The organism is Pseudomonas piscis (genome assembly GCF_009380155.1).
Taxonomy (GTDB): Bacteria; Pseudomonadota; Gammaproteobacteria; order Pseudomonadales; family Pseudomonadaceae; genus Aquipseudomonas; species Aquipseudomonas piscis.
In genome coordinates, this window is sequence record NZ_WHUV01000003.1 from 743920 (window position 1) to 761754 (window position 17835).

Consider the following 17835-nt stretch of genomic DNA (forward strand, 5'->3'; position numbering starts at 1 on the left):
GGTTTGCCGGTATGATAGGCGCCCCCGCAGTCTGGATTGCGAATACGCCATGACCTTGCAATACCCAACCATCGCCGATTGCGTCGGCAACACCCCGCTGATTCGTTTGCAGCGCCTGCCCGGCACCACCAGCAATACCCTGCTGCTCAAGCTCGAGGGCAACAACCCGGCGGGTTCGGTCAAGGACCGCCCGGCACTGTCGATGATCACCCGTGCCGAATTGCGCGGGCAGATCCAGGCCGGCGATACCCTGATCGAGGCGACCTCGGGCAATACCGGGATCGCCTTGGCCATGGCTGCGGCGATCAAGGGCTACAAGATGATCCTGATCATGCCCGACAACTCCAGCGCCGAACGCAAGGCGGCGATGACCGCCTATGGCGCCGAGCTGATCCTGGTGAGTCAGGAGGAGGGCATGGAAGGTGCCCGGGACCTGGCCGAGCGGATGCAGGCCGAAGGTCGCGGCAAGGTGCTCGACCAGTTCGCTAATGGCGACAATCCCGAGGCCCACTACACCGGCACCGGCCCGGAAATCTGGCGCCAGACCCAGGGCAGCATCACGCACTTCATCAGTTCGATGGGCACTACCGGCACCATCATGGGGACCTCGCGCTACCTGAAGGAGCAGAACCCCGGTGTGCAGATCGTCGGCCTGCAACCCATGGAAGGCTCGGCCATTCCCGGCATCCGCCGCTGGCCCGAGGAATACCTGCCGAAGATCTACCAGGCCAGTCGGGTCGACCGGATCGTCGACATGGCCCAGAGCGAAGCCGAGGACGTGACACGGCGCCTGGCCCGGGAAGAGGGCATCTTCTGCGGCGTGTCGTCCGGTGGCGCGGTGGCTGCGATGCTGCGTTTGTCCCGTGAAGTGGAAAACGCGGTCATGGTCGCGATCATCTGTGATCGTGGCGATCGCTACCTGTCGACCGGCATCTTCGATGCTCCCAACTGATGGCTAAGCACGAGAGAGGCCTGCGCTTCCAGCCTGCGGGCGGCAGCCGGGCGCCACAGATTCCGGTGGGCAAGAAGCAGCGCCTGAGCATCCAGCGCCTGGCCAATGACGGTCGCGGTATCGCTTTCGTCGAAGGGCGCACCTGGTTCGTCAACGGTGCCCTGGCTGGCGAGGAAGTCGAGGCCCGGGTCCTGGGTGCCCACGGCAAGGTGGTCGAGGCCCGCGCCGAGCGGATCTTCAGCGCCAGCCAGTTGCGGCGCCCTGTACCCTGTGCCCACGCCGGGCGCTGCGGTGGCTGCAGCGTCCAGCACTTGTCCCACGAAGAGCAACTGGCCCTTAAGCAACGCATGCTCGCCGAGCAACTGTCCAAGGTGGCCGGCATCGAGCCCGAGGCCTGGGCCGAGCCCTTGAGTGGCCCCGAGTTCGGCTATCGACGCCGGGCCAGGGTGGCGGTGCGCTGGGACAGCAAGGCCCGCCAGCTTGAAGTGGGCTTTCGCGCGGCCGGCAGCCAGGACATCGTCGCCATCGACGACTGCCCGGTGCTGGTGCCTGAGTTGCAGCCGATCATGCAGCGTTTGCCCGCCATGTTGCGGCGCTTGAGCAAGCCCCAGGCGCTGGGGCATGTGGAGCTGTTCAGCGGCTCGGCCCTGGCGGTGCTGTTGCGGCATATGGCGCCGCTGTCGGAAAGCGACCTGGGGATCCTCAAGGATTTCTGCGATTTCCATCAGGCGCAGTTGTGGTTGCAGGGCGAAGGCGAGCCGCAGCCTTTCGATCCATCGCAGGCCCTGGGCTATCGCCTGGCGGCTTGGGACCTGCACCTGGCCTACCGACCGGGAGACTTTGTCCAGGTCAATGCCGGGGTCAACGAGGCGATGGTGGCCCAGGCCCTGGAGTGGTTGGCGCCACAGGCTGGCGAGCGGGTCCTGGACCTGTTCTGCGGCCTGGGCAACTTCGCCCTGCCGCTGGCTCGCCAGGTGCGGGAAGTGGTGGCGGTGGAAGGCGTGGCAACCATGGTGGCGCGGGCTGCGGAAAATGCCGCCGGCAACAATTTGCATAACACGCGCTTTTTTCAAGCCGATTTATCCCAGCCCCTGGCTGCTGCCGAGTGGGCCGCCGAGGGCTTTTCTGCGGTACTCTTGGACCCACCCCGCGACGGTGCTTTCGAGGTGGTTCGCAATCTTGCGGCCCTGGGCGCCAAGCGGTTGGTATATGTGTCATGCAACCCGGCGACTCTGGCCCGTGACACGGTCGAACTGACCAGGCAGGGCTATCGGTTAAAACGTGCCGGGATTCTCGATATGTTTCCTCAGACGGCGCATGTCGAGGCCATGGCGTTATTCGAAGCGAGCTAGGATGGCTTGTCTAATCCGACTGGTCCTCAAGGTCCGGCTCGCGGGCCCTGCGAGCGAGACCTGAGTGTTGTGAAGGTCAGCGATTTGACGCACTGAACGTGCGTCGTAGGGAAGGTAAAGCAAGATGGTACAGGTGAGAGCGCACCAGCCGATCAACACCGACGGCAGTATCAATCTCGAGGCATGGCTCGATCATACGGTCAGTATCGACATGGCACTGGACCGTGAAGCCTTGAAGGAAGCCTGCGAGTTCGCTCGCGAGGCGGAGCAGCAATACATCGCGGCGAAGAATCTCGATCCCGAGGAGGCATCGTGCTTCAGCACGGGGCTGGAGATCGCGGAGATCCTCGCCGACCTCAAGCTGGACCAGGACTCGCTGGTCGCCGCGGTGTTGTACCGCGGCGTTCGTGAGGGGCAGATCCCGTTGACGGCGGTCGGCCCGCGTTTCGGTCCGGTGGTGGCCAAGCTGATCGATGGCGTGCAGCGCATGGCGGCGATCACTGCCAGCCTCAGCCCACGGCAGTCTTTGGTGCTGGGCACCCAGACCCAGGTGGAAAACCTGCGCAAGATGCTGGTGGCCATGGTCGACGACGTGCGCGTGGCCCTGATCAAGCTGGCCGAGCGGACCTGCGCCATTCGTGCGGTCAAGGGCGCCGACGAGGAGAAGCGCAACCGGGTCGCCCGGGAAGTCTTCGATATCTATGCGCCCCTGGCCCATCGCCTGGGGATCGGGCATATCAAGTGGGAGCTGGAGGACCTGTCCTTCCGTTACCTGGAGCCCGAGCAGTACAAGCAGATCGCCAAGCTGTTGCATGAACGGCGCCTGGATCGCGAGCGCTTCATCAGCGATGTGATGAACCAGTTGCAGAGCGAGTTGCAGGCCACTGGCGTCAATGCCGACATCAGCGGCCGGGCCAAGCACATCTATTCCATCTGGCGCAAAATGCAGCGCAAGGGCCTGGAGTTCAGTCAGATCTACGACGTGCGTGCCGTGCGGGTGCTGGTGCCGGAAATGCGTGACTGCTACACCGCGCTGGGTATCGTGCACACCTTGTGGCGACACATTCCCAAGGAATTCGACGACTACATCGCCAACCCCAAGGAAAACGGTTATCGCTCGTTGCATACGGCAGTGATCGGTCCCGAGGGCAAGGTGCTGGAAGTGCAGATCCGCACCCATGCGATGCATGAGGAGGCGGAGCTCGGAGTCTGTGCCCACTGGCGCTACAAGGGCACCGACGTCAAGTCCGGTTCCAACCATTACGAAGAGAAGATCTCCTGGTTGCGCCAGGTGCTGGAATGGCACGAGGAGCTGGGCGATATCGGTGGCCTGGCCGAGCAACTGCGGGTGGATATCGAGCCGGACCGGGTCTACATCTTCACTCCCGATGGCCACGCCATCGACCTGCCCAAGGGCGCCACGCCACTGGACTTCGCCTACCGGGTGCACACCGAGATCGGCCACAACTGCCGTGGCGCGAAGATCAACGGCCGGATCGTACCGCTCAACTACAGCCTGCAGACCGGCGAGCAGGTGGAGATCATCACCAGCAAGCACGGCACTCCGAGCCGCGACTGGCTGAACCCCAACCTGGGCTATGTCACCACGTCCCGGGCGCGGGCGAAGATCGTCCACTGGTTCAAGCTGCAGGCCCGCGACCAGAACGTCGCTGCCGGCAGGACCCTGCTGGAGCGCGAGCTGAGCCGCCTGGGCCTGCCCCAGGTGGACTTCGACAAGCTGGCCGAGAAGGCCAACATGAAGATCGCCGAGGACATGTTCGCCGCCCTGGGTGCGGGTGACCTGCGCCTGGCGCAACTGGTGAACCTGGCCCAGCAGCTGGTGGAGCCCGAGCGCGGCAACGAGCAACTGGAGCTGATTCCACGCAAGGCCGCGGGCTACAAGCCGGGCAAGCGTGGCGATATCCAGATCCAGGGCGTGGGCAACCTGATGACCCAGATGGCCGGTTGCTGCCAGCCATTGCCGGGCGATGCCATCGTTGGCTACATCACCCAGGGTCGCGGCGTCAGCATCCATCGCCAGGACTGCGCCTCGGTCCTGCAGTTGGCCGGACGCGAGCCGGAACGGATCATCCAGGTCAGCTGGGGGCCGGTGCCGGTGCTGACCTACCCGGTGGATATCATCATCCGGGCCTACGATCGCTCCGGATTGCTGCGTGACGTATCCCAGGTACTGCTCAACGAGCGGATCAACGTGCTGGCGGTCAACACCCGCTCGAACAAGGAAGACAACACCGCGCTGATGTCCCTGACCATCGAGATCCCCGGCCTGGATGCGCTGGGGCGCTTGCTGGGGCGGATCTCGCAGTTGCCGAACATCATCGAGACCCGGCGCAACCGGACTCCATGACAGCCCAGGACATGAACGAACCGATGTATAGCCTCGACGACCTGCTTCACCTCATGGCGCGCCTGCGGGATCCGCAATACGGCTGCCCCTGGGATCTCAAGCAGAGCTACGCCAGCATCGTCCCCCATACCCTCGAGGAAGCCTACGAAGTGGCCGACGCCATCGAGCGCGGCGATTTCGATCACTTGCCAGGCGAGCTGGGGGACCTGTTGTTCCAGGTGGTGTACTACAGCCAACTGGCCCGGGAAGAGGGGCGCTTCGAATTCGCTTCGGTGGTGGATGGCATCACTCGCAAGCTGATTCGCCGTCATCCCCATGTGTTCCCGACCGGGGACCTGTATGCACCGCTGGACATCCCGCGCCTCGACGAAGAGCAGGTCAAGGAACGCTGGGAGCAGATCAAGGCCGAGGAACGTGCTGAGAAGGCTGTCGTGCCGCAGCAGTTGTCGTTGCTGGACGATGTGCCGGCGGCGTTGCCTGCCTTGTCCCGTGCGGCCAAGTTGCAGAAACGTGCGGCCCAGGTCGGTTTCGACTGGCCAGAACCGCTGGCGGTGGTGGACAAGGTGCGCGAGGAGTTGGACGAGGTGCTGGAAGCCATGGCCGACAATGACTCCGCAGCCATCACCGACGAGATCGGCGACCTGTTGTTCGCGGTGGTCAACCTGGCCCGGCAGCTCAAGGTCGACCCGGAAACTGCGCTGCGCGGTGCCAATGGCAAGTTCGATCGCCGCTTCCGATTCATCGAGCAGGCATTGCGCGATAACGGTCGTCCCGTGGAAGATTGCACCCTGGAAGAGCTGGATGCCCTGTGGGGCGAGGCCAAGCGCCAGGAAAAGATTTTGCCCAACTGCGGCGCAAGCCGTAGCCCAAGTGAGTAAGCACCATGAGCCTTTCCCTTCGCGACCAGTTGCTCAAAGCAGGTCTGGTCAACCAAAAGCAGGCCAAGCAGGTCGGCAAGGACAAGCAGAAGCAGCAGCGTCTGGCCCACAAGGGGCAGGTCGTGCTCGACGACTCCCAACAACGCGCCGCCCAGGAGGCGATGGCCGAGAAGGTCAAGCGTGACCAGGAGCTCAATCGCCAGCAGCAGGAGAAGGCCGAGCAGAAGGCCCGGGCCGCCCAGATCAAGCAGTTGATCGAGGTGTCGCGCCTGCCCAAGCTGACCACCGAGGACTACTACAACTTCGTCGACGACAAGAAGGTCAAGCGCCTGTCGGTGAACAACCTGATGCGCAACAAGCTGAGCAGCGGTTCCCTGGCCATCGTCCACCATGGTGGTGGTTACGAGGTGATTCCCCGGGAGGCGGCGCTGAAGATTCAGGAGCGCGACCCCAACCGCATCGTGCAACTCAATACCCCGACCGAAGCGCCGGACGAGGATGATCCATACGCGGCCTACCAGATCCCCGACGATCTGATGTGGTAACCAGCAACAACGACAAACCCCGCCATGAGCGGGGTTTGTCGTTGTTGCAAGGGCGGGAACCGGCGTGGAGATACCCGCCTTGCGGATCGGCCTTGACTCAGGAGCCCAGCAGGGTGCGCTGCTGTTCGAGTTTTTCCAGTTCTGCCTTGTAGCTGTGGGCTTCGCTTTCGGAGTGGAACATGCCCACCAGCATGTCTTGTTGATGCACGTCCCAGATACGTACGCCCGCGGCTACGCCTTCATGGGACATGTGTGAATCGTCGCGTTCAGTCACTTTTACAGTCATCTGCTAGCTCCAATCTCTGTTGATCTGCAGCAAGGCGTGTGCAGGCCTCTGTTATATATTTTGTTAGCTAGCTAAGTAAATCGACCTGGTTTGCAATAGACCTTTGCAAAAATGAAGACAATTCCACTGCCCCCGAAAACCGTGACATTCGGTCGCAGGGCCGGAAGTTTCATGAAAAAAGTTTCATCTTTCTCGCCTTGCAGGTCGAAGTGATGGCGGATTTCGGGCAAAAAAAAGCCCCGCATGAGCGGGGCTTTTCGTTGGTAGCTTCAGTTGCCCTTGACGGCCTTGCCATCGACGGTGCCGTTGAGGAGCATGATGTTGTACTCCTTGCCGTCGGTTTCCACCTGCTGCAGGCGCACCAGCAGGTAATCCCAATCCTTGGCGAACCACATCACGGTGGTGCGTTTGCTCTGCGTCGGATCGCGAACGCGCTCGACCTTGATGGCGTCGATCTGGCCGGCCTTGGTGTCGACCTTCTCCGAGCCCAGGACGCGGAAGTCATAGGTATCGACATCGCTGCCGTCCACCACCTGGTAGCTCATGGTCTTCTTGCCAGCGGCGACGTCATGCTGCAGGGCCAGCTGGTAGGTCGACTTGTCCACCATCCCGGTGTTCAGGGGCAGCTTCACCGCGTCGCCGCGGTCAGTGCCGGTGACCATCTTGGTGGTCCAGTCGAAATCCAGGTCGGACTTCTTGGCTTTGCCCAGGCCGCCACGTTCGAAGTGGTAGGACTGGGGCACCAGGGTGTCCTTCTCCAGGGTCAGGGTGCTTTCCTCAGTCAGGCTGGCGATCATCATCGATGCCTTGAAGCTGAGTTTCCAGGCGCCGTTGGCGGTTTTTTCCAGGCTGCGCTCAGCAGTGCCGCTCATGGGCAGTTGCTTCCAGTCGGCGGTGTAGCTGGCGGAGAACGGGTGAAGATCTGCCGCCTGCACAACCGGCAGGGCGAACAGAGCACAAGCGAAGAGCAGGGCGCGACGCATAAAATCTCCTAGGTTCGAATCAAGTAACCGCTGGCGGCCAGTAATTTGCCGTCCAGTAAAGCACCTTGGTCGCCGAGGGCCAGCCGACCTTCGGCAAACCAGCGTACGGCCATTGGGTAAATCCGGTGTTCCTGGACATGCACTCGCTGCGCCAGGCTCTGGGGCGAGTCGTGCAACTCTACCGGGATCACAGCCTGTACGACCAGAGGCCCGCCATCGAGTTCCTCGGTGACGAAGTGCACGCTGCAGCCATGTTCCGGGTCTCCGGCTTCCAGGGCCCGCTGGTGAGTGTGTAACCCTTTGTATTTAGGTAGCAGCGAAGGGTGGATATTCAGCAGGCGACCCTGGTAGTGGCGGACGAAACCTGCGCTGAGGATGCGCATGAATCCGGCCAGTACTACCAGCTTCGGTTGGAAGGTGTCGATCAGTTCGATCAGCGCCTGGTCGAAGGCCTCGCGGCCCTCGAAGGTGGTGTGATCAAGGAAGCGGGTAGCGATACCCGCCTCCTTGGCGCGCTGCAGCCCGTAGGCGTCGGCGCGATTGGAGATCACTGCAGCGATGCGGACCGGACTGTCGTCGGTCCGCGCGTTGTCGATCAGCGCTTGCAGGTTACTGCCGGTGCCGGACAACAGCACCACAACATCACAGGTCGGCGACTTCCGCTCTTGCATCAGTGAGCCTTGAGGTTCTTCAGCTCGACCTGGGCCGCGCCTTCGGCAGCATTGGCGATCTGGCCGATGACCCAAGGTTGCTCGCCGGCTGCACGCAGCACGTTCAGGGCGTTGTCGACCTGGTCCTGGGCTACGCAGATGACCATGCCCACGCCGCAGTTCAGCACGCGGTGCATTTCATGCTCGTCGACGTTGCCTTTTTCCTGCAGGAAGTCGAAGACCGCCGGACGTTGCCAGCTGGCCACGTCGACCACCGCCTGGGCACCTTTTGGCAGCACGCGCGGAATGTTGTCCAGCAGGCCACCGCCGGTGATGTGGGCCATGGCCTTGACCGCGCCGGTGTCCTTGATCAGCTTGAGCAGCGGTTTCACGTAGATGCGGGTCGGCGCCATCAGCAGGTCGGCCAGTGGCTTGCCGTCCAGCTGGGTGTTGTCGATGTCGGTGCCGGAAACTTCGAGGATCTTGCGGATCAGCGAGTAGCCGTTGGAGTGCGGGCCGGAAGAGGGCAGGGCGATCAGTGCATCGCCGGTGACCACTTTCGAACCGTCGATGATCTCGGCCTTTTCCACCACGCCGACGCAGAAGCCTGCCAGGTCGTAGTCCTCGCCTTCGTACATGCCTGGCATCTCGGCGGTTTCACCACCGACCAGGGAGCAGCCGGCCAGCTCGCAACCGGCGCCGATGCCGGTGACCACGGTGGCAGCCACGTCGACGTTGAGCTTGCCGGTGGCGTAGTAGTCGAGGAAGAACAGCGGCTCGGCGCCGCACACCACCAGATCGTTGACGCACATGGCGACCAGGTCCTGGCCGATGCTGTCGTGCTTGTTCAGGTTCAGCGCCAGGCGCAGCTTGGTGCCGACGCCGTCGGTGCCGGAGACCAGTACTGGCTGCTTGTAGCCGGCCGGGATCTCGCAGAGGGCGCCGAAGCCGCCCAGGCCACCCATGACTTCAGGGCGTGCGGTGCGCTTGGCGACGCCCTTGATGCGTTCGACCAGTGCTTCGCCGGCGTCGATGTCTACACCGGCGTCTTTGTAGCTCAGGGAGGGTTGCTTGCTCATTGATCCAGGCCTTTAAGGGGATTCAGGGATATCGACCGAACCAATGAGGCCGCTGAAACACTGGGACTGTGCTTCAAGGGACCCGCTGATGGCGGTCTGCGAAGGCGCGCGATTTTATCAGGCTTGAGGGGCAGCGGCCATCCTCGGGCCGACGGGTAGAGGCATATCCTGCTAAAAAAACCGGGATCGCCCATGTTGGTGGTTGCGCCCTTGTCTGTATAAGGTATAGCGCTTGATTGGTTGTCGTCATGACAGTGCGAAAACCGTCCGGCGACGGTGAATGTTTTGCCGGGGCTTGTGGTCACAGCCTTGTCCGCAGCGATGCATGCGCGCTGTTTCAATCGTTTTTGTCATCGAGAATCTTCCATGCGTCTGGGTCAATTTCTATTTGTGGGCTGCTTGTCATTGGTCAGCCTGGCGAGTCATGCCGAAACCCTCAATGGCTTGTATCAGGTCCGCGAACCGGTGAGCAGCCAGTCGCCCCAGGAGCGTGACCAGGCTACCCAGCGAGCCTTGGAGACCCTGGTGCTGCGCCTCACCGGCGATGCCAAGGCGGCCCAGGGGCCGGGGCTGGCGGAAGTCCGCAAGGATCCGCAGCAGATCATCAGCCAGTACGGCTACGACGCCGGACCGCCGGAGAGCCTGCAGGTGGACTTCGATCCGGTCAGTACCGACCGCGCCTTGCGCCAGGCCGGCTTGTCGCTGTGGGGGAGCAATCGGCCGTCGATCCTCGGCTGGTGGCTGAGCGACTCCACCGAGGGCTCGACCCTGGTGGGCGATGGCCAGGCCAGTGCCGAGCCTTTGCGGCGAGCCGCCCAGCATCGCGGATTGCCGCTGCGCCTGCCGCTGGGGGATCTGAACGAACAGATTGTCGCCACTGCGCCTAATCTCGAGGGGGCCGACCCGGCGCCACTGCGCGAGGCGTCGGAACGATATGGCGCGGATGCGCTGCTGGCGGTGCATGCCCGTGAAGAGGGCGGCCAGTGGCAAGCCAAGTGGCGGTTGTGGCTGGGTGACCAGAAGGAGCAGGGGACTGTCCAGGGAGCTGACACCGGCGCCTTGGCCGATGCGGTGTTGCTGGCCGTGAGCCAGCGCCTGGCGCCGCGCTTCGTCACGCGTCCGGGTGTTTCCAGCGAGCAGTTGCTGGAGGTGCAAGGCATGAACCTGGAACGTTATGCGAGTCTGGGCCATTTGCTGGAGCCTTTCGGTGCGCAGTTGCGCAGCGTCGACGGCGATCGGATCGTCTATCGAGTCAATGGCAGCGCCGAGCAGTTGCGTGCGCAATTGTCCCTAGCCAAGTTGCAGGAAATTCCCGCCGGGCAGGCGCAACCGTTGCCTGTCGCAGGAGTCGAAGGTAGTACGCCGGCGGCCGCTCCAGACTCTGGGGCGCAGTTGCGCTTTCGCTGGTAGCGGGCGGTTTCCTTCTATATAGAAGCAGGAGTGCTTTATGGGTGATACCCGTCGTTGGGTCTGGTTGGGTGTGGCGCTGTTGGTCTGCGGGTTCCTTTACCTGTTGCATCCGATCCTCAGCCCGTTCCTGGTCGCACTATTACTGGCGTACATGTTCGATCCCTTGGTGGATCGCCTGGAGAAGTGGGGCTTGTCGCGCACCTGGGGGGTGGTGGCGGTCTTCGCCCTGTTCACCCTGATCGTGATGACCTTGTTGCTGGTGCTGGTGCCCATGCTGGCCAAGCAGTTGGTGCGCCTTTATGAGTTGGCGCCGCAAATGCTCGACTGGGTCCAGCACACGGCCATGCCCTGGGTCCAATCCCGGCTGGGGCTGGCGGATGGTTTCTGGAAGTTCGACAAGGTCAAGGCCGCCATCAGCGAGCATATGGGGCAGACCACCGACATCGTCGGCGTGGTGCTGAGCCAGGCCACGGCCTCTGGCTTGGCGCTGATCGGCTGGTTGGCCAACCTGGTATTGATTCCGGTGGTCAGCTTTTATCTGCTGCGTGACTGGGACCTGATGATGGCCAAGGTCCGCAGCCTGTTGCCACGGGATCGCGAAGAGCAGGTGGTGTCCCTGGCTGGGGAGTGCCATGAGGTGCTGGGGGCCTTTGTTCGTGGCCAGCTGCTGGTCATGGTGGCTCTGGGCATGATCTATGCCGCCGGGTTGATGCTGGTGGGGCTTGAGTTGGGCCTGCTGATCGGCTTGATCGCCGGACTCGCGGCCATCGTGCCCTACATGGGGTTCATCATCGGTATCGGTGCGGCGTTGATCGCGGGCCTGTTCCAGTTCGGTGGCGACTTGTATCCCATGATCGGCATCGTCGCGGTGTTCATGGTGGGGCAGGCGCTGGAGGGGATGGTGCTCACTCCATTGTTGGTTGGCGACCGCATCGGCCTGCATCCGGTGGCCGTGATCTTCGCCATCCTTGCCGGCGGCGAGCTGTTCGGCTTCACCGGGGTGCTGTTGGCCTTGCCGGTGGCGGCGGTAATCATGGTGCTGGTACGTCATGTACATGACTTGTACAAGGACTCGAACCTCTATAGTGGGGCGCAAGACCCCGACTTGTAGCGCGAGTGGCAGGGGCGCCAGAGCTTGGCGCTCCTTCATTTCGACGGTCGTGCAGCGATCCCGGGCTGTCAAGGAAGCCATTGGCAGGGCTTTCGGCTCACGCAAACCTTTGATTTTGCTTGTGGTCTGCCGGATTGTGCGCTCGGCGTCACGGGTATAAACTTTGCAAAATTTACACAGAGGCCACTAACGGTTCGTTTGGAACTGTTCAGCCAGCATGAAACCGATTCAGCTGCCCTTGGGGGTGCGTCTGCGTGATGACGCTACCTTCATCAACTACTATCCAGGCGCCAATGCCGCAGCACTCGGCTATGTCGAGCGCCTCTGCGAAGCCGATGCCGGCTGGACCGAGAGCCTGATCTACCTTTGGGGCAAGGATGGTGTGGGGCGTACTCATTTGCTGCAAGCGGCTTGCCTGCGTTTCGAGCAATTGGGGGAGCCTGCTGTATACCTTCCGCTGGCGGAGCTGCTGGATCGCGGGATCGAGATCCTCGACCACCTCGAACAATACGAGCTGGTATGCCTGGACGACCTTCAGGTGGTGGCTGGAAAGGCCGACTGGGAAGAGGCCTTGTTCCATCTGTTCAATCGTTTGCGCGACAGCGGTCGACGCCTGTTGATCGCAGCCTCGACATCTCCGCGGGAGTTGCCGGTGAAGCTGGCGGACCTCAAGTCGCGCCTGACCCTGGCGCTGATCTTCCAGATGCGCCCACTTTCCGATGAAGACAAGCTGCGTGCCTTGCAGTTGCGTGCATCCCGGCGTGGCTTGCACCTGACCGACGAGGTCGGGCACTTCATTCTGACCCGGGGTACGCGGAGCATGAGTGCCTTGTTCGAGCTATTGGAACGCCTCGATCAGGCCTCGCTCCAGGCCCAGCGCAAGCTGACCATTCCTTTCTTGAAGGAAACCCTGGGCTGGTGACTCCAGCGGTTAGAAACGACCTTTGGTCGGGTTTTGGCATATTCCAGGCGCCAGAAAACGCGCCTTTGGAAGGGTTTCCATAGGCAGGTAGCGTTTAAATGGGCTTAAAGCCTTAGATGTACTGAAGAAACTCATAAGTCACATTCTGATCGATTGAATTTGCAAATGAGAGCGATAGAAGGCATAGTCGCTCCTTCTTTTATAACAAGCCACGGTCGTGCCCATGCTAAATCGCTTCGCACCCCTCGTGCCTCTCGCACTCGTTACCCTGTTGTTTGGCTGCGCCTCTCATGCCCCGGTGTCGCAGCAGCAAGTCGTACAGCAGGCTAAAGTCACCACTACCAACCAGTCTTCCGCGGTCTACCAGGAAGAGCTGGCAACTGAAAAGGAACTGGCAGAATTCGCTGACAGCAAGCCTTACCAGTTGCCAGTTCTGGCTGACAGCATCCTCGAGCGCGGCATGTCCCTGATCGGTACCCGCTACCGTTTCGGTGGTAGCTCCGAAGCCGGCTTCGATTGCAGCGGTTTTATCGGTTACCTGTTCCGCGAAGAGGCTGGCATGAACCTGCCGCGCTCCACTCGCGAGATGATCAACGTCAAGGCCCCGCTGGTCGCGCGCAACAACCTCAAGCCAGGTGACCTGCTGTTCTTCAGCACCAATGGCCGCGGGCGCGTCAGCCATGCCGGTATCTATCTGGGCGACGACCAGTTCATCCACTCCAGCAGCCGTCGCAGTGGCGGCGTGCGGGTCGATAGCCTGGGCGACAGCTACTGGAGCAAGACCTTCATCGAAGCCAAGCGTGCACTCGCCATGGCTCCGACCGTGGTCACCGCACGCAAATAAACAGACTATTTGTAGGGCGAAGTTAAAGTCTTACTTGAAGTTTGGCGTGTAGGCGCTAGAATCCTGATCTATTGTTGAAACTAACCGCGTAAGCCCTGCTTACGCGGTTTTGTTTTCAGTACCACGGCAGAGAAAGCCGCATCCCGATCAGGATTGTCCAGCTTATGTCGACCTCGGCCCGTATCGCTCTTATTGTCCTCGCCGCGCTGCTCAGCGCCTGCGCCAGCCGTACTCCGCCACCTGCGCCCGTGGTACGAGCTCCGGTATTCAGTCCTGCCCAGACCTTTTCACCGGTTGCCGAAGACGTGCTGTTCCGCGCCCTGGGCCTGGTGGGCACGCCTTATCGCTGGGGTGGCAACACTCCGGACTCCGGATTCGATTGCAGTGGCCTGATCGGCTACGTGTATCGCGATGCCGCAGGTATCTCGCTGCCACGCTCGACCCGGGAAATGATCGGCATGCAGGCGCCGGACGTCGGCAAGAATGCCTTGCAGACCGGCGACCTGATCTTCTTCGCCACCAATGGTGGCTCCCAGGTCAGCCATGCCGGCATCTACGTCGGCGAAGGGCGCTTCGTGCATGCACCGGCCACTGGCGGCACGGTGAAGCTCGACAGCCTGTCCAAGGCCTACTGGCAGAAAGCCTACCTGAGCGCCAAGCGCGTGCTGCAGCCGGAACACCTGGCGCGCAATCCATAATCCTTTCTTGTCGAGGTGTTCGTGACTGCTCGTACGCTCAACCTCGACGACGCCCTTTATCAATACCTGCTGGATGTGTCCCTGCGTGACACGCCTTTGCTGCGTCGCCTGCGAGATGAAACCCAGGCCTTGCCCACTGCGCGCTGGCAGGTTGCGCCGGAGCAGGGGCAATTCCTCGCCCTGCTGGTCAAGCTGATCGGTGCCCGCCGGATACTGGAGGTCGGCACTTTCACTGGCTATAGCGCCTTGTGCATGGCCCAGGTGCTACCTGGGGATGGTTTGCTGGTCTGCTGTGATCTTCCCGGCGACTACAACGCCACTGCCCGCCGTTACTGGCAGGAGGCTGGAGTCCAGCAGCTTATCGATCTGCGTCTGGCGCCTGCCCTGGAAACCCTGGCCAGCCTGGAGCAGCAGGGGCAGGGTATGTCCTTCGACCTGATCTTCATCGATGCCGACAAGGCCAATTACCCGGCTTACCTGGAGTTCGCGCTGCGCTTGCTGCGTACCGGTGGCCTGGTCGTGTTCGATAACACCTTGTGGAGCGGGCGGGTGTTGGAGGTGGCTCCTGCCAGCGAGGATACCCGGGCCATCCAGGCGCTCAATCGTGCCCTCAAGGATGACCCGCGTATCGATCTGTCGCTGCTGCCCCTGGGGGATGGCCTGACCCTGTGCCGCAAGCGCTGAACTCAGGGCTTCTTGGCAGCGCTCACGCGCCAGATCTTGTTGCCGACGTCATCGGCGACCAGCAGGGCCCCTTGCTGGTCGATCACCACTCCCACCGGGCGCCCCATGGCGTTCTTGTCGGCATCTAGAAAGCCACTGAGCAAGTCGATCGGCTGTCCTTGGGGCTTGCCGCCGCTGAACGGCACGAAGAGCACCTTGTAGCCACTGTGGGGCTTGCGGTTCCAGGAGCCGTGCTGGCCGATGAACGCGCCTTCGGTGAAGGGCGCGGGCAGCTTGCTGCCAGTGGCGAACGCCAGGCCCAGCGAGGCTGTGTGCGGTCCCACGGCGTAGTCCGGGGCAATGGCCTTGGCCACCAGTGCCGGATCCTGTGGTTTGACCCGTACGTCCACGTGCTGGCCGTAGTAGCTGAAGGGCCAGCCGTAGAAAGCGCCATCCTTGACCGATGTGATGTAGTCGGGCACCAGGTCGCTGCCGATCTCGTCCCGTTCGTTCACCGCTGTCCAGAGGGCTCCGCTGACTGGCTCCCAGGCCAGGCCGTTGGGGTTGCGCAGCCCAGTGGCGAACAAGCGATGCTGGCCGCTGGCACGATCCACTTCCCAGATCGCTGCCCGGCCTTCTTCCTTGTCCAGGCCGTTTTCGCCGACATTGCTGTTCGAGCCGACGGTGACGTACAGCTTGCTGCCATCCTTGCTGGCGATGACATTCTTGGTCCAGTGGTGATTCAGCGTGCCGCCGGGCAGGTCCACTACCTTGGTGGCTCCGGCGCTTATCCTGGTGTCACCGCTCTGGTAGGGGAAGCGCAGCAGCTTGTCGGTATCGGCTACATACAGATCGTTGCCCACCAGGGTCATGCCGAAGGGGGAGTTGAGGTTCTCCAGGAAGACGCTGCGAGTCTCCGCCACGCCGTCGTGGTCGGCATCGCGCAACAGGGTGATGCGGTTGGCGCTGGGAACCGTGGCCCCGGCGCGCCCCATCACCTTGCCGGCTACCCAGCCGCGGATGCCCCGGCTGTCGTCCGGTTTGGGCGGGGCGTTGGTTTCCGCCACCAGCACGTCCCCGTTAGGCAGTACATAGAGCCAGCGTGGATGATCGAGATTCTCGGCGAAGGCACTGACCTGGGTTCCGCTGGCGGCCAGCGGTTTCGCTCCCTCGGGCCACCCGATGGCCGGAGCGATGTTCAGCGTGGGGATCAGGGTGGGGTTGGGTTCCGGCAGCTTGGGGTTCGGGCCGGTGCCGTCCGCAACCTGCAGGCTGGAGGTTTCGCCGCAGGCGGCGAGGCCGGCGGCGATGGCGATGAGCAAGGTATGGCGAGGCTTGAGCATGCTGATATCCCTATGAGTGCGCGAACGTTCAATCATAGAGAAGCATGGGCGCCCTGGGGTTCCTTGTGTTCAGCGAGCTTCCTTGAACAATACCGCCACTCCGGGGTGGTAGTGGCCGGCGTCGTTGTGCAGCTTGCGGTAGGCATACGGGAAGTACCAGGCCACGGCGCAGCAGTGTTCCTTCTGCAGGTCGTCGAGCATGTCTTGCAGTTCCTCGGGAGTCGCGCTGTGCTGGGCCTTTTGAGGTGCGACGAACAGGCAGCCAAGCTTCAGGTCGCTGGCGTGGCTGATGGTCTTCGCTGCATTGGCGATATCCTGCAGGGCCTGGGTCAGGGCCAGGCTGTTGACCCGTGGCCAGCGCTGGGTGACCTGGATGTAGGCGCGTTCTTCCTTGGTGGCCAGGTACAGGTCGGTACGGGCATTGCGCGCACCTTCTTCGAGCTGCTTCTTGCTGGGGCTGCGTTCCAGGGTCACCATCTCGGCCATCCAGGCCGCGGCCGAAAGCAGTCCCAGGTTGGCCTGTTCGTCGAACCAGTAAGGGGTTTCGTTATCGCCGCGAATCGCGTTGTAGCGGTCAATGCAATCGAACCAGCGCTCCAGCATCGGTCGCAGGAATTCCAGCCTTGGATTGCTGATGATCATGCCTTGCATCGAACTCACCCCTTATTGTTGTGACGGGACGTCATGTCCTGAAAGTGGCTATTTGATATCACTGCTTTCAGTGTGGCACAAGATTGGCGTCAGTTTGTTGATGCAGTGCAGTTTTCCGTTGGGTGCGGCGGGCCGCTTCATTGACGCTCCATTCCCAACCCTCTAACCTTCGCGACTTGTTTCAGGTGCTCTGTGACTCCCGGGTCGACAGAGTGAAACAGGGAAGCCGGTCAGGGCCCGTTCCAGCGATGGAGCCGGCGACGATTCCGGCGCTGCCCCCGCAACGGTAGGTGAGTCAAGATTGCGCAAGTGCCACTGTGTCGAAGCAGACATGGGAAGGCGCGCAGTCCGGCAGTGGTGCCGCTCACGAGCCCGGAGACCGGCCTGATTCATCCAACGGCATCACGGAGGGCGATGCCAGGCTTGCGCCGTCCATTTCCATTCCTGCCCCCCGTTCCCCAAGCCCCAACGGAGAGCTGCTCCATGAGTGAATCCCTCGAGCGTGACGAACGTCATCTGGCGCGCATGCTGCGCAAAAAAGCGGTGATCGACGAGCGTATCGCCAACTCGCCCAATGAATGCGGGCTGTTGCTGGTCCTGACCGGCAACGGCAAAGGCAAGAGCAGTTCGGCCTTCGGCATGCTGGCACGGTCCATGGGCCATGGCATGCATTGTGGCGTGGTGCAGTTCATCAAGGGCCGCGAAAGCACAGGCGAAGAGCTGTTCTTCCGGCGCTTTCCCGAGCAGGTGCGGTTCCATGTGATGGGCGAGGGCTTCACCTGGGAGACCCAGGATCGCCAGCGTGATATCGCCGCCGCCGAGGCCGCCTGGGCGGTTTCCCGGGAGCTGTTGCGCGATCCGCAGATCGGCCTGGTGGTACTCGATGAGCTGAACATCGCCCTCAAGCATGGTTACCTGGACCTGGATCAGGTGCTCAGCGACCTGCAGGCCCGTCCGCCGATGCAGCACGTGGTGGTGACCGGGCGCGGGGCCAAGCCGGAAATGCTCGAACTGGCCGACACCGTCACCGAAATGGGCATGGTCAAGCACGCCTTCCAGGCCGGTATCAAGGCGCAGAAGGGCATCGAGCTGTGAGCGTG

18 protein-coding genes and 1 riboswitch are annotated in these 17835 nt (G+C 62.3%); of the genes, 12 read left to right on the top strand and 6 right to left on the bottom strand.

Annotated elements, in window-relative coordinates; translation table 11 throughout:
* Positions 1-49 precede the first annotated feature (49 nt).
* From cysM to GDH07_RS20450, 5 genes are all read left to right on the top strand, one after another.
* Positions 50-952, top strand: a complete 903-nt coding sequence (cysM, locus tag GDH07_RS20430) for a cysteine synthase CysM (protein WP_022640240.1) — start codon at positions 50-52, stop codon at positions 950-952.
* Positions 952-2304: a 23S rRNA (uracil(1939)-C(5))-methyltransferase RlmD gene (rlmD, locus tag GDH07_RS20435; RefSeq protein ID WP_152898703.1), complete on the top strand. Its 1353-nt coding sequence runs from the start codon at positions 952-954 to the stop codon at positions 2302-2304. Before cysM ends, rlmD begins: the two co-directional genes overlap by 1 nt.
* A gap of 124 nt (positions 2305-2428) precedes the next feature.
* Positions 2429-4672 (top strand): GTP diphosphokinase, encoded by a 2244-nt coding sequence (gene relA / locus GDH07_RS20440; RefSeq protein WP_022640238.1) that lies wholly within the window; start codon positions 2429-2431, stop codon positions 4670-4672.
* Positions 4673-4695: 23 nt separating this feature from the next.
* Entirely contained in the window at positions 4696-5550 is an 855-nt protein-coding gene (gene mazG / locus GDH07_RS20445; protein WP_152898895.1) for a nucleoside triphosphate pyrophosphohydrolase, read from the top strand.
* Positions 5551-5555: 5 nt separating this feature from the next.
* Positions 5556-6095: a DUF2058 domain-containing protein gene (locus GDH07_RS20450; RefSeq protein WP_152898705.1), complete on the top strand. Its 540-nt coding sequence runs from the start codon at positions 5556-5558 to the stop codon at positions 6093-6095.
* A gap of 97 nt (positions 6096-6192) precedes the next feature.
* Here GDH07_RS20450 and GDH07_RS20455 read toward each other — a convergent pair whose 3' ends face one another.
* From GDH07_RS20455 to purM, 4 genes are all read right to left on the bottom strand, one after another.
* Positions 6193-6381, bottom strand: a complete 189-nt coding sequence (locus GDH07_RS20455; protein WP_085596857.1) for a hypothetical protein — start codon at positions 6379-6381, stop codon at positions 6193-6195.
* Between the two features lie 269 nt (positions 6382-6650).
* Complete coding sequence (locus GDH07_RS20460; RefSeq protein WP_152898707.1) at positions 6651-7364, bottom strand: DUF3108 domain-containing protein; 714 nt, start codon at positions 7362-7364, stop codon at positions 6651-6653.
* 8 nt (positions 7365-7372) lie between these two features.
* Positions 7373-8035: a phosphoribosylglycinamide formyltransferase gene (gene purN, locus GDH07_RS20465; protein WP_103326523.1), complete on the bottom strand. Its 663-nt coding sequence runs from the start codon at positions 8033-8035 to the stop codon at positions 7373-7375.
* Entirely contained in the window at positions 8035-9093 is a 1059-nt protein-coding gene (gene purM / locus GDH07_RS20470; protein ID WP_022640234.1) for a phosphoribosylformylglycinamidine cyclo-ligase, read from the bottom strand. The genes purN and purM overlap by 1 nt, the downstream gene beginning before the upstream one ends.
* A gap of 366 nt (positions 9094-9459) precedes the next feature.
* On the opposite strand from purM, the gene GDH07_RS20475 reads away from it, so the two are divergent.
* From GDH07_RS20475 to GDH07_RS20500, 6 genes are all read left to right on the top strand, one after another.
* Positions 9460-10503, top strand: coding sequence for a DUF2066 domain-containing protein (locus tag GDH07_RS20475; protein ID WP_152898708.1), 1044 nt, complete (start codon positions 9460-9462; stop codon positions 10501-10503).
* Positions 10504-10540: 37 nt separating this feature from the next.
* A complete protein-coding gene (locus GDH07_RS20480) occupies positions 10541-11614 on the top strand; it encodes an AI-2E family transporter (protein WP_022640232.1) in 1074 nt (357 codons plus the stop codon).
* Between the two features lie 217 nt (positions 11615-11831).
* Positions 11832-12536, top strand: a complete 705-nt coding sequence (gene hda, locus GDH07_RS20485; protein ID WP_022640231.1) for a DnaA regulatory inactivator Hda — start codon at positions 11832-11834, stop codon at positions 12534-12536.
* 223 nt (positions 12537-12759) lie between these two features.
* The gene (locus GDH07_RS20490) at positions 12760-13380 is read left to right on the top strand and encodes a C40 family peptidase (RefSeq protein ID WP_031320311.1); all 621 of its coding nucleotides are present in this window, start codon (positions 12760-12762) and stop codon (positions 13378-13380) included.
* Positions 13381-13544: 164 nt separating this feature from the next.
* The gene (locus GDH07_RS20495; protein ID WP_152898710.1) at positions 13545-14078 is read left to right on the top strand and encodes a C40 family peptidase; all 534 of its coding nucleotides are present in this window, start codon (positions 13545-13547) and stop codon (positions 14076-14078) included.
* Positions 14079-14099: 21 nt separating this feature from the next.
* The gene (locus tag GDH07_RS20500; protein ID WP_343038298.1) at positions 14100-14762 is read left to right on the top strand and encodes an O-methyltransferase; all 663 of its coding nucleotides are present in this window, start codon (positions 14100-14102) and stop codon (positions 14760-14762) included.
* 2 nt (positions 14763-14764) lie between these two features.
* On the opposite strand, the gene GDH07_RS20505 is transcribed toward GDH07_RS20500, so the two are convergent.
* Together GDH07_RS20505 and GDH07_RS20510 are read right to left on the bottom strand one after the other, a co-directional pair.
* Entirely contained in the window at positions 14765-16084 is a 1320-nt protein-coding gene (locus tag GDH07_RS20505; RefSeq protein ID WP_053133360.1) for a PQQ-dependent sugar dehydrogenase, read from the bottom strand.
* A gap of 69 nt (positions 16085-16153) precedes the next feature.
* Positions 16154-16735, bottom strand: a complete 582-nt coding sequence (locus GDH07_RS20510; RefSeq protein WP_152898712.1) for a hypothetical protein — start codon at positions 16733-16735, stop codon at positions 16154-16156.
* Between the two features lie 166 nt (positions 16736-16901).
* A riboswitch (cobalamin riboswitch) is annotated at positions 16902-17137 on the top strand.
* 81 nt (positions 17138-17218) lie between these two features.
* On the opposite strand from GDH07_RS20510, the gene cobO reads away from it, so the two are divergent.
* Positions 17219-17830, top strand: a complete 612-nt coding sequence (cobO, locus tag GDH07_RS20515; protein WP_022640225.1) for a cob(I)yrinic acid a,c-diamide adenosyltransferase — start codon at positions 17219-17221, stop codon at positions 17828-17830.
* Positions 17831-17835 lie beyond the last annotated feature (5 nt).

What these genes read in the sequence shown, in the direction of transcription:
- cysM (WP_022640240.1), top strand. Translation starts at nt 50, where the DNA reads ATGACCTTGCAATACCCAACCATCGCCGATTGCGTCGGCAACACCCCG.
- rlmD (WP_152898703.1), top strand. Translation starts at nt 952, where the DNA reads ATGGCTAAGCACGAGAGAGGCCTGCGCTTCCAGCCTGCGGGCGGCAGC.
- relA (WP_022640238.1), top strand. Translation starts at nt 2,429, where the DNA reads ATGGTACAGGTGAGAGCGCACCAGCCGATCAACACCGACGGCAGTATC.
- mazG (WP_152898895.1), top strand. Translation starts at nt 4,696, where the DNA reads ATGTATAGCCTCGACGACCTGCTTCACCTCATGGCGCGCCTGCGGGAT.
- GDH07_RS20450 (WP_152898705.1), top strand. Translation starts at nt 5,556, where the DNA reads ATGAGCCTTTCCCTTCGCGACCAGTTGCTCAAAGCAGGTCTGGTCAAC.
- GDH07_RS20455 (WP_085596857.1), bottom strand. Translation starts at nt 6,381, where the DNA reads ATGACTGTAAAAGTGACTGAACGCGACGATTCACACATGTCCCATGAA.
- GDH07_RS20460 (WP_152898707.1), bottom strand. Translation starts at nt 7,364, where the DNA reads ATGCGTCGCGCCCTGCTCTTCGCTTGTGCTCTGTTCGCCCTGCCGGTT.
- purN (WP_103326523.1), bottom strand. Translation starts at nt 8,035, where the DNA reads ATGCAAGAGCGGAAGTCGCCGACCTGTGATGTTGTGGTGCTGTTGTCC.
- purM (WP_022640234.1), bottom strand. Translation starts at nt 9,093, where the DNA reads ATGAGCAAGCAACCCTCCCTGAGCTACAAAGACGCCGGTGTAGACATC.
- GDH07_RS20475 (WP_152898708.1), top strand. Translation starts at nt 9,460, where the DNA reads ATGCGTCTGGGTCAATTTCTATTTGTGGGCTGCTTGTCATTGGTCAGC.
- GDH07_RS20480 (WP_022640232.1), top strand. Translation starts at nt 10,541, where the DNA reads ATGGGTGATACCCGTCGTTGGGTCTGGTTGGGTGTGGCGCTGTTGGTC.
- hda (WP_022640231.1), top strand. Translation starts at nt 11,832, where the DNA reads ATGAAACCGATTCAGCTGCCCTTGGGGGTGCGTCTGCGTGATGACGCT.
- GDH07_RS20490 (WP_031320311.1), top strand. Translation starts at nt 12,760, where the DNA reads ATGCTAAATCGCTTCGCACCCCTCGTGCCTCTCGCACTCGTTACCCTG.
- GDH07_RS20495 (WP_152898710.1), top strand. Translation starts at nt 13,545, where the DNA reads ATGTCGACCTCGGCCCGTATCGCTCTTATTGTCCTCGCCGCGCTGCTC.
- GDH07_RS20505 (WP_053133360.1), bottom strand. Translation starts at nt 16,084, where the DNA reads ATGCTCAAGCCTCGCCATACCTTGCTCATCGCCATCGCCGCCGGCCTC.
- GDH07_RS20510 (WP_152898712.1), bottom strand. Translation starts at nt 16,735, where the DNA reads ATGCAAGGCATGATCATCAGCAATCCAAGGCTGGAATTCCTGCGACCG.
- cobO (WP_022640225.1), top strand. Translation starts at nt 17,219, where the DNA reads ATGAGTGAATCCCTCGAGCGTGACGAACGTCATCTGGCGCGCATGCTG.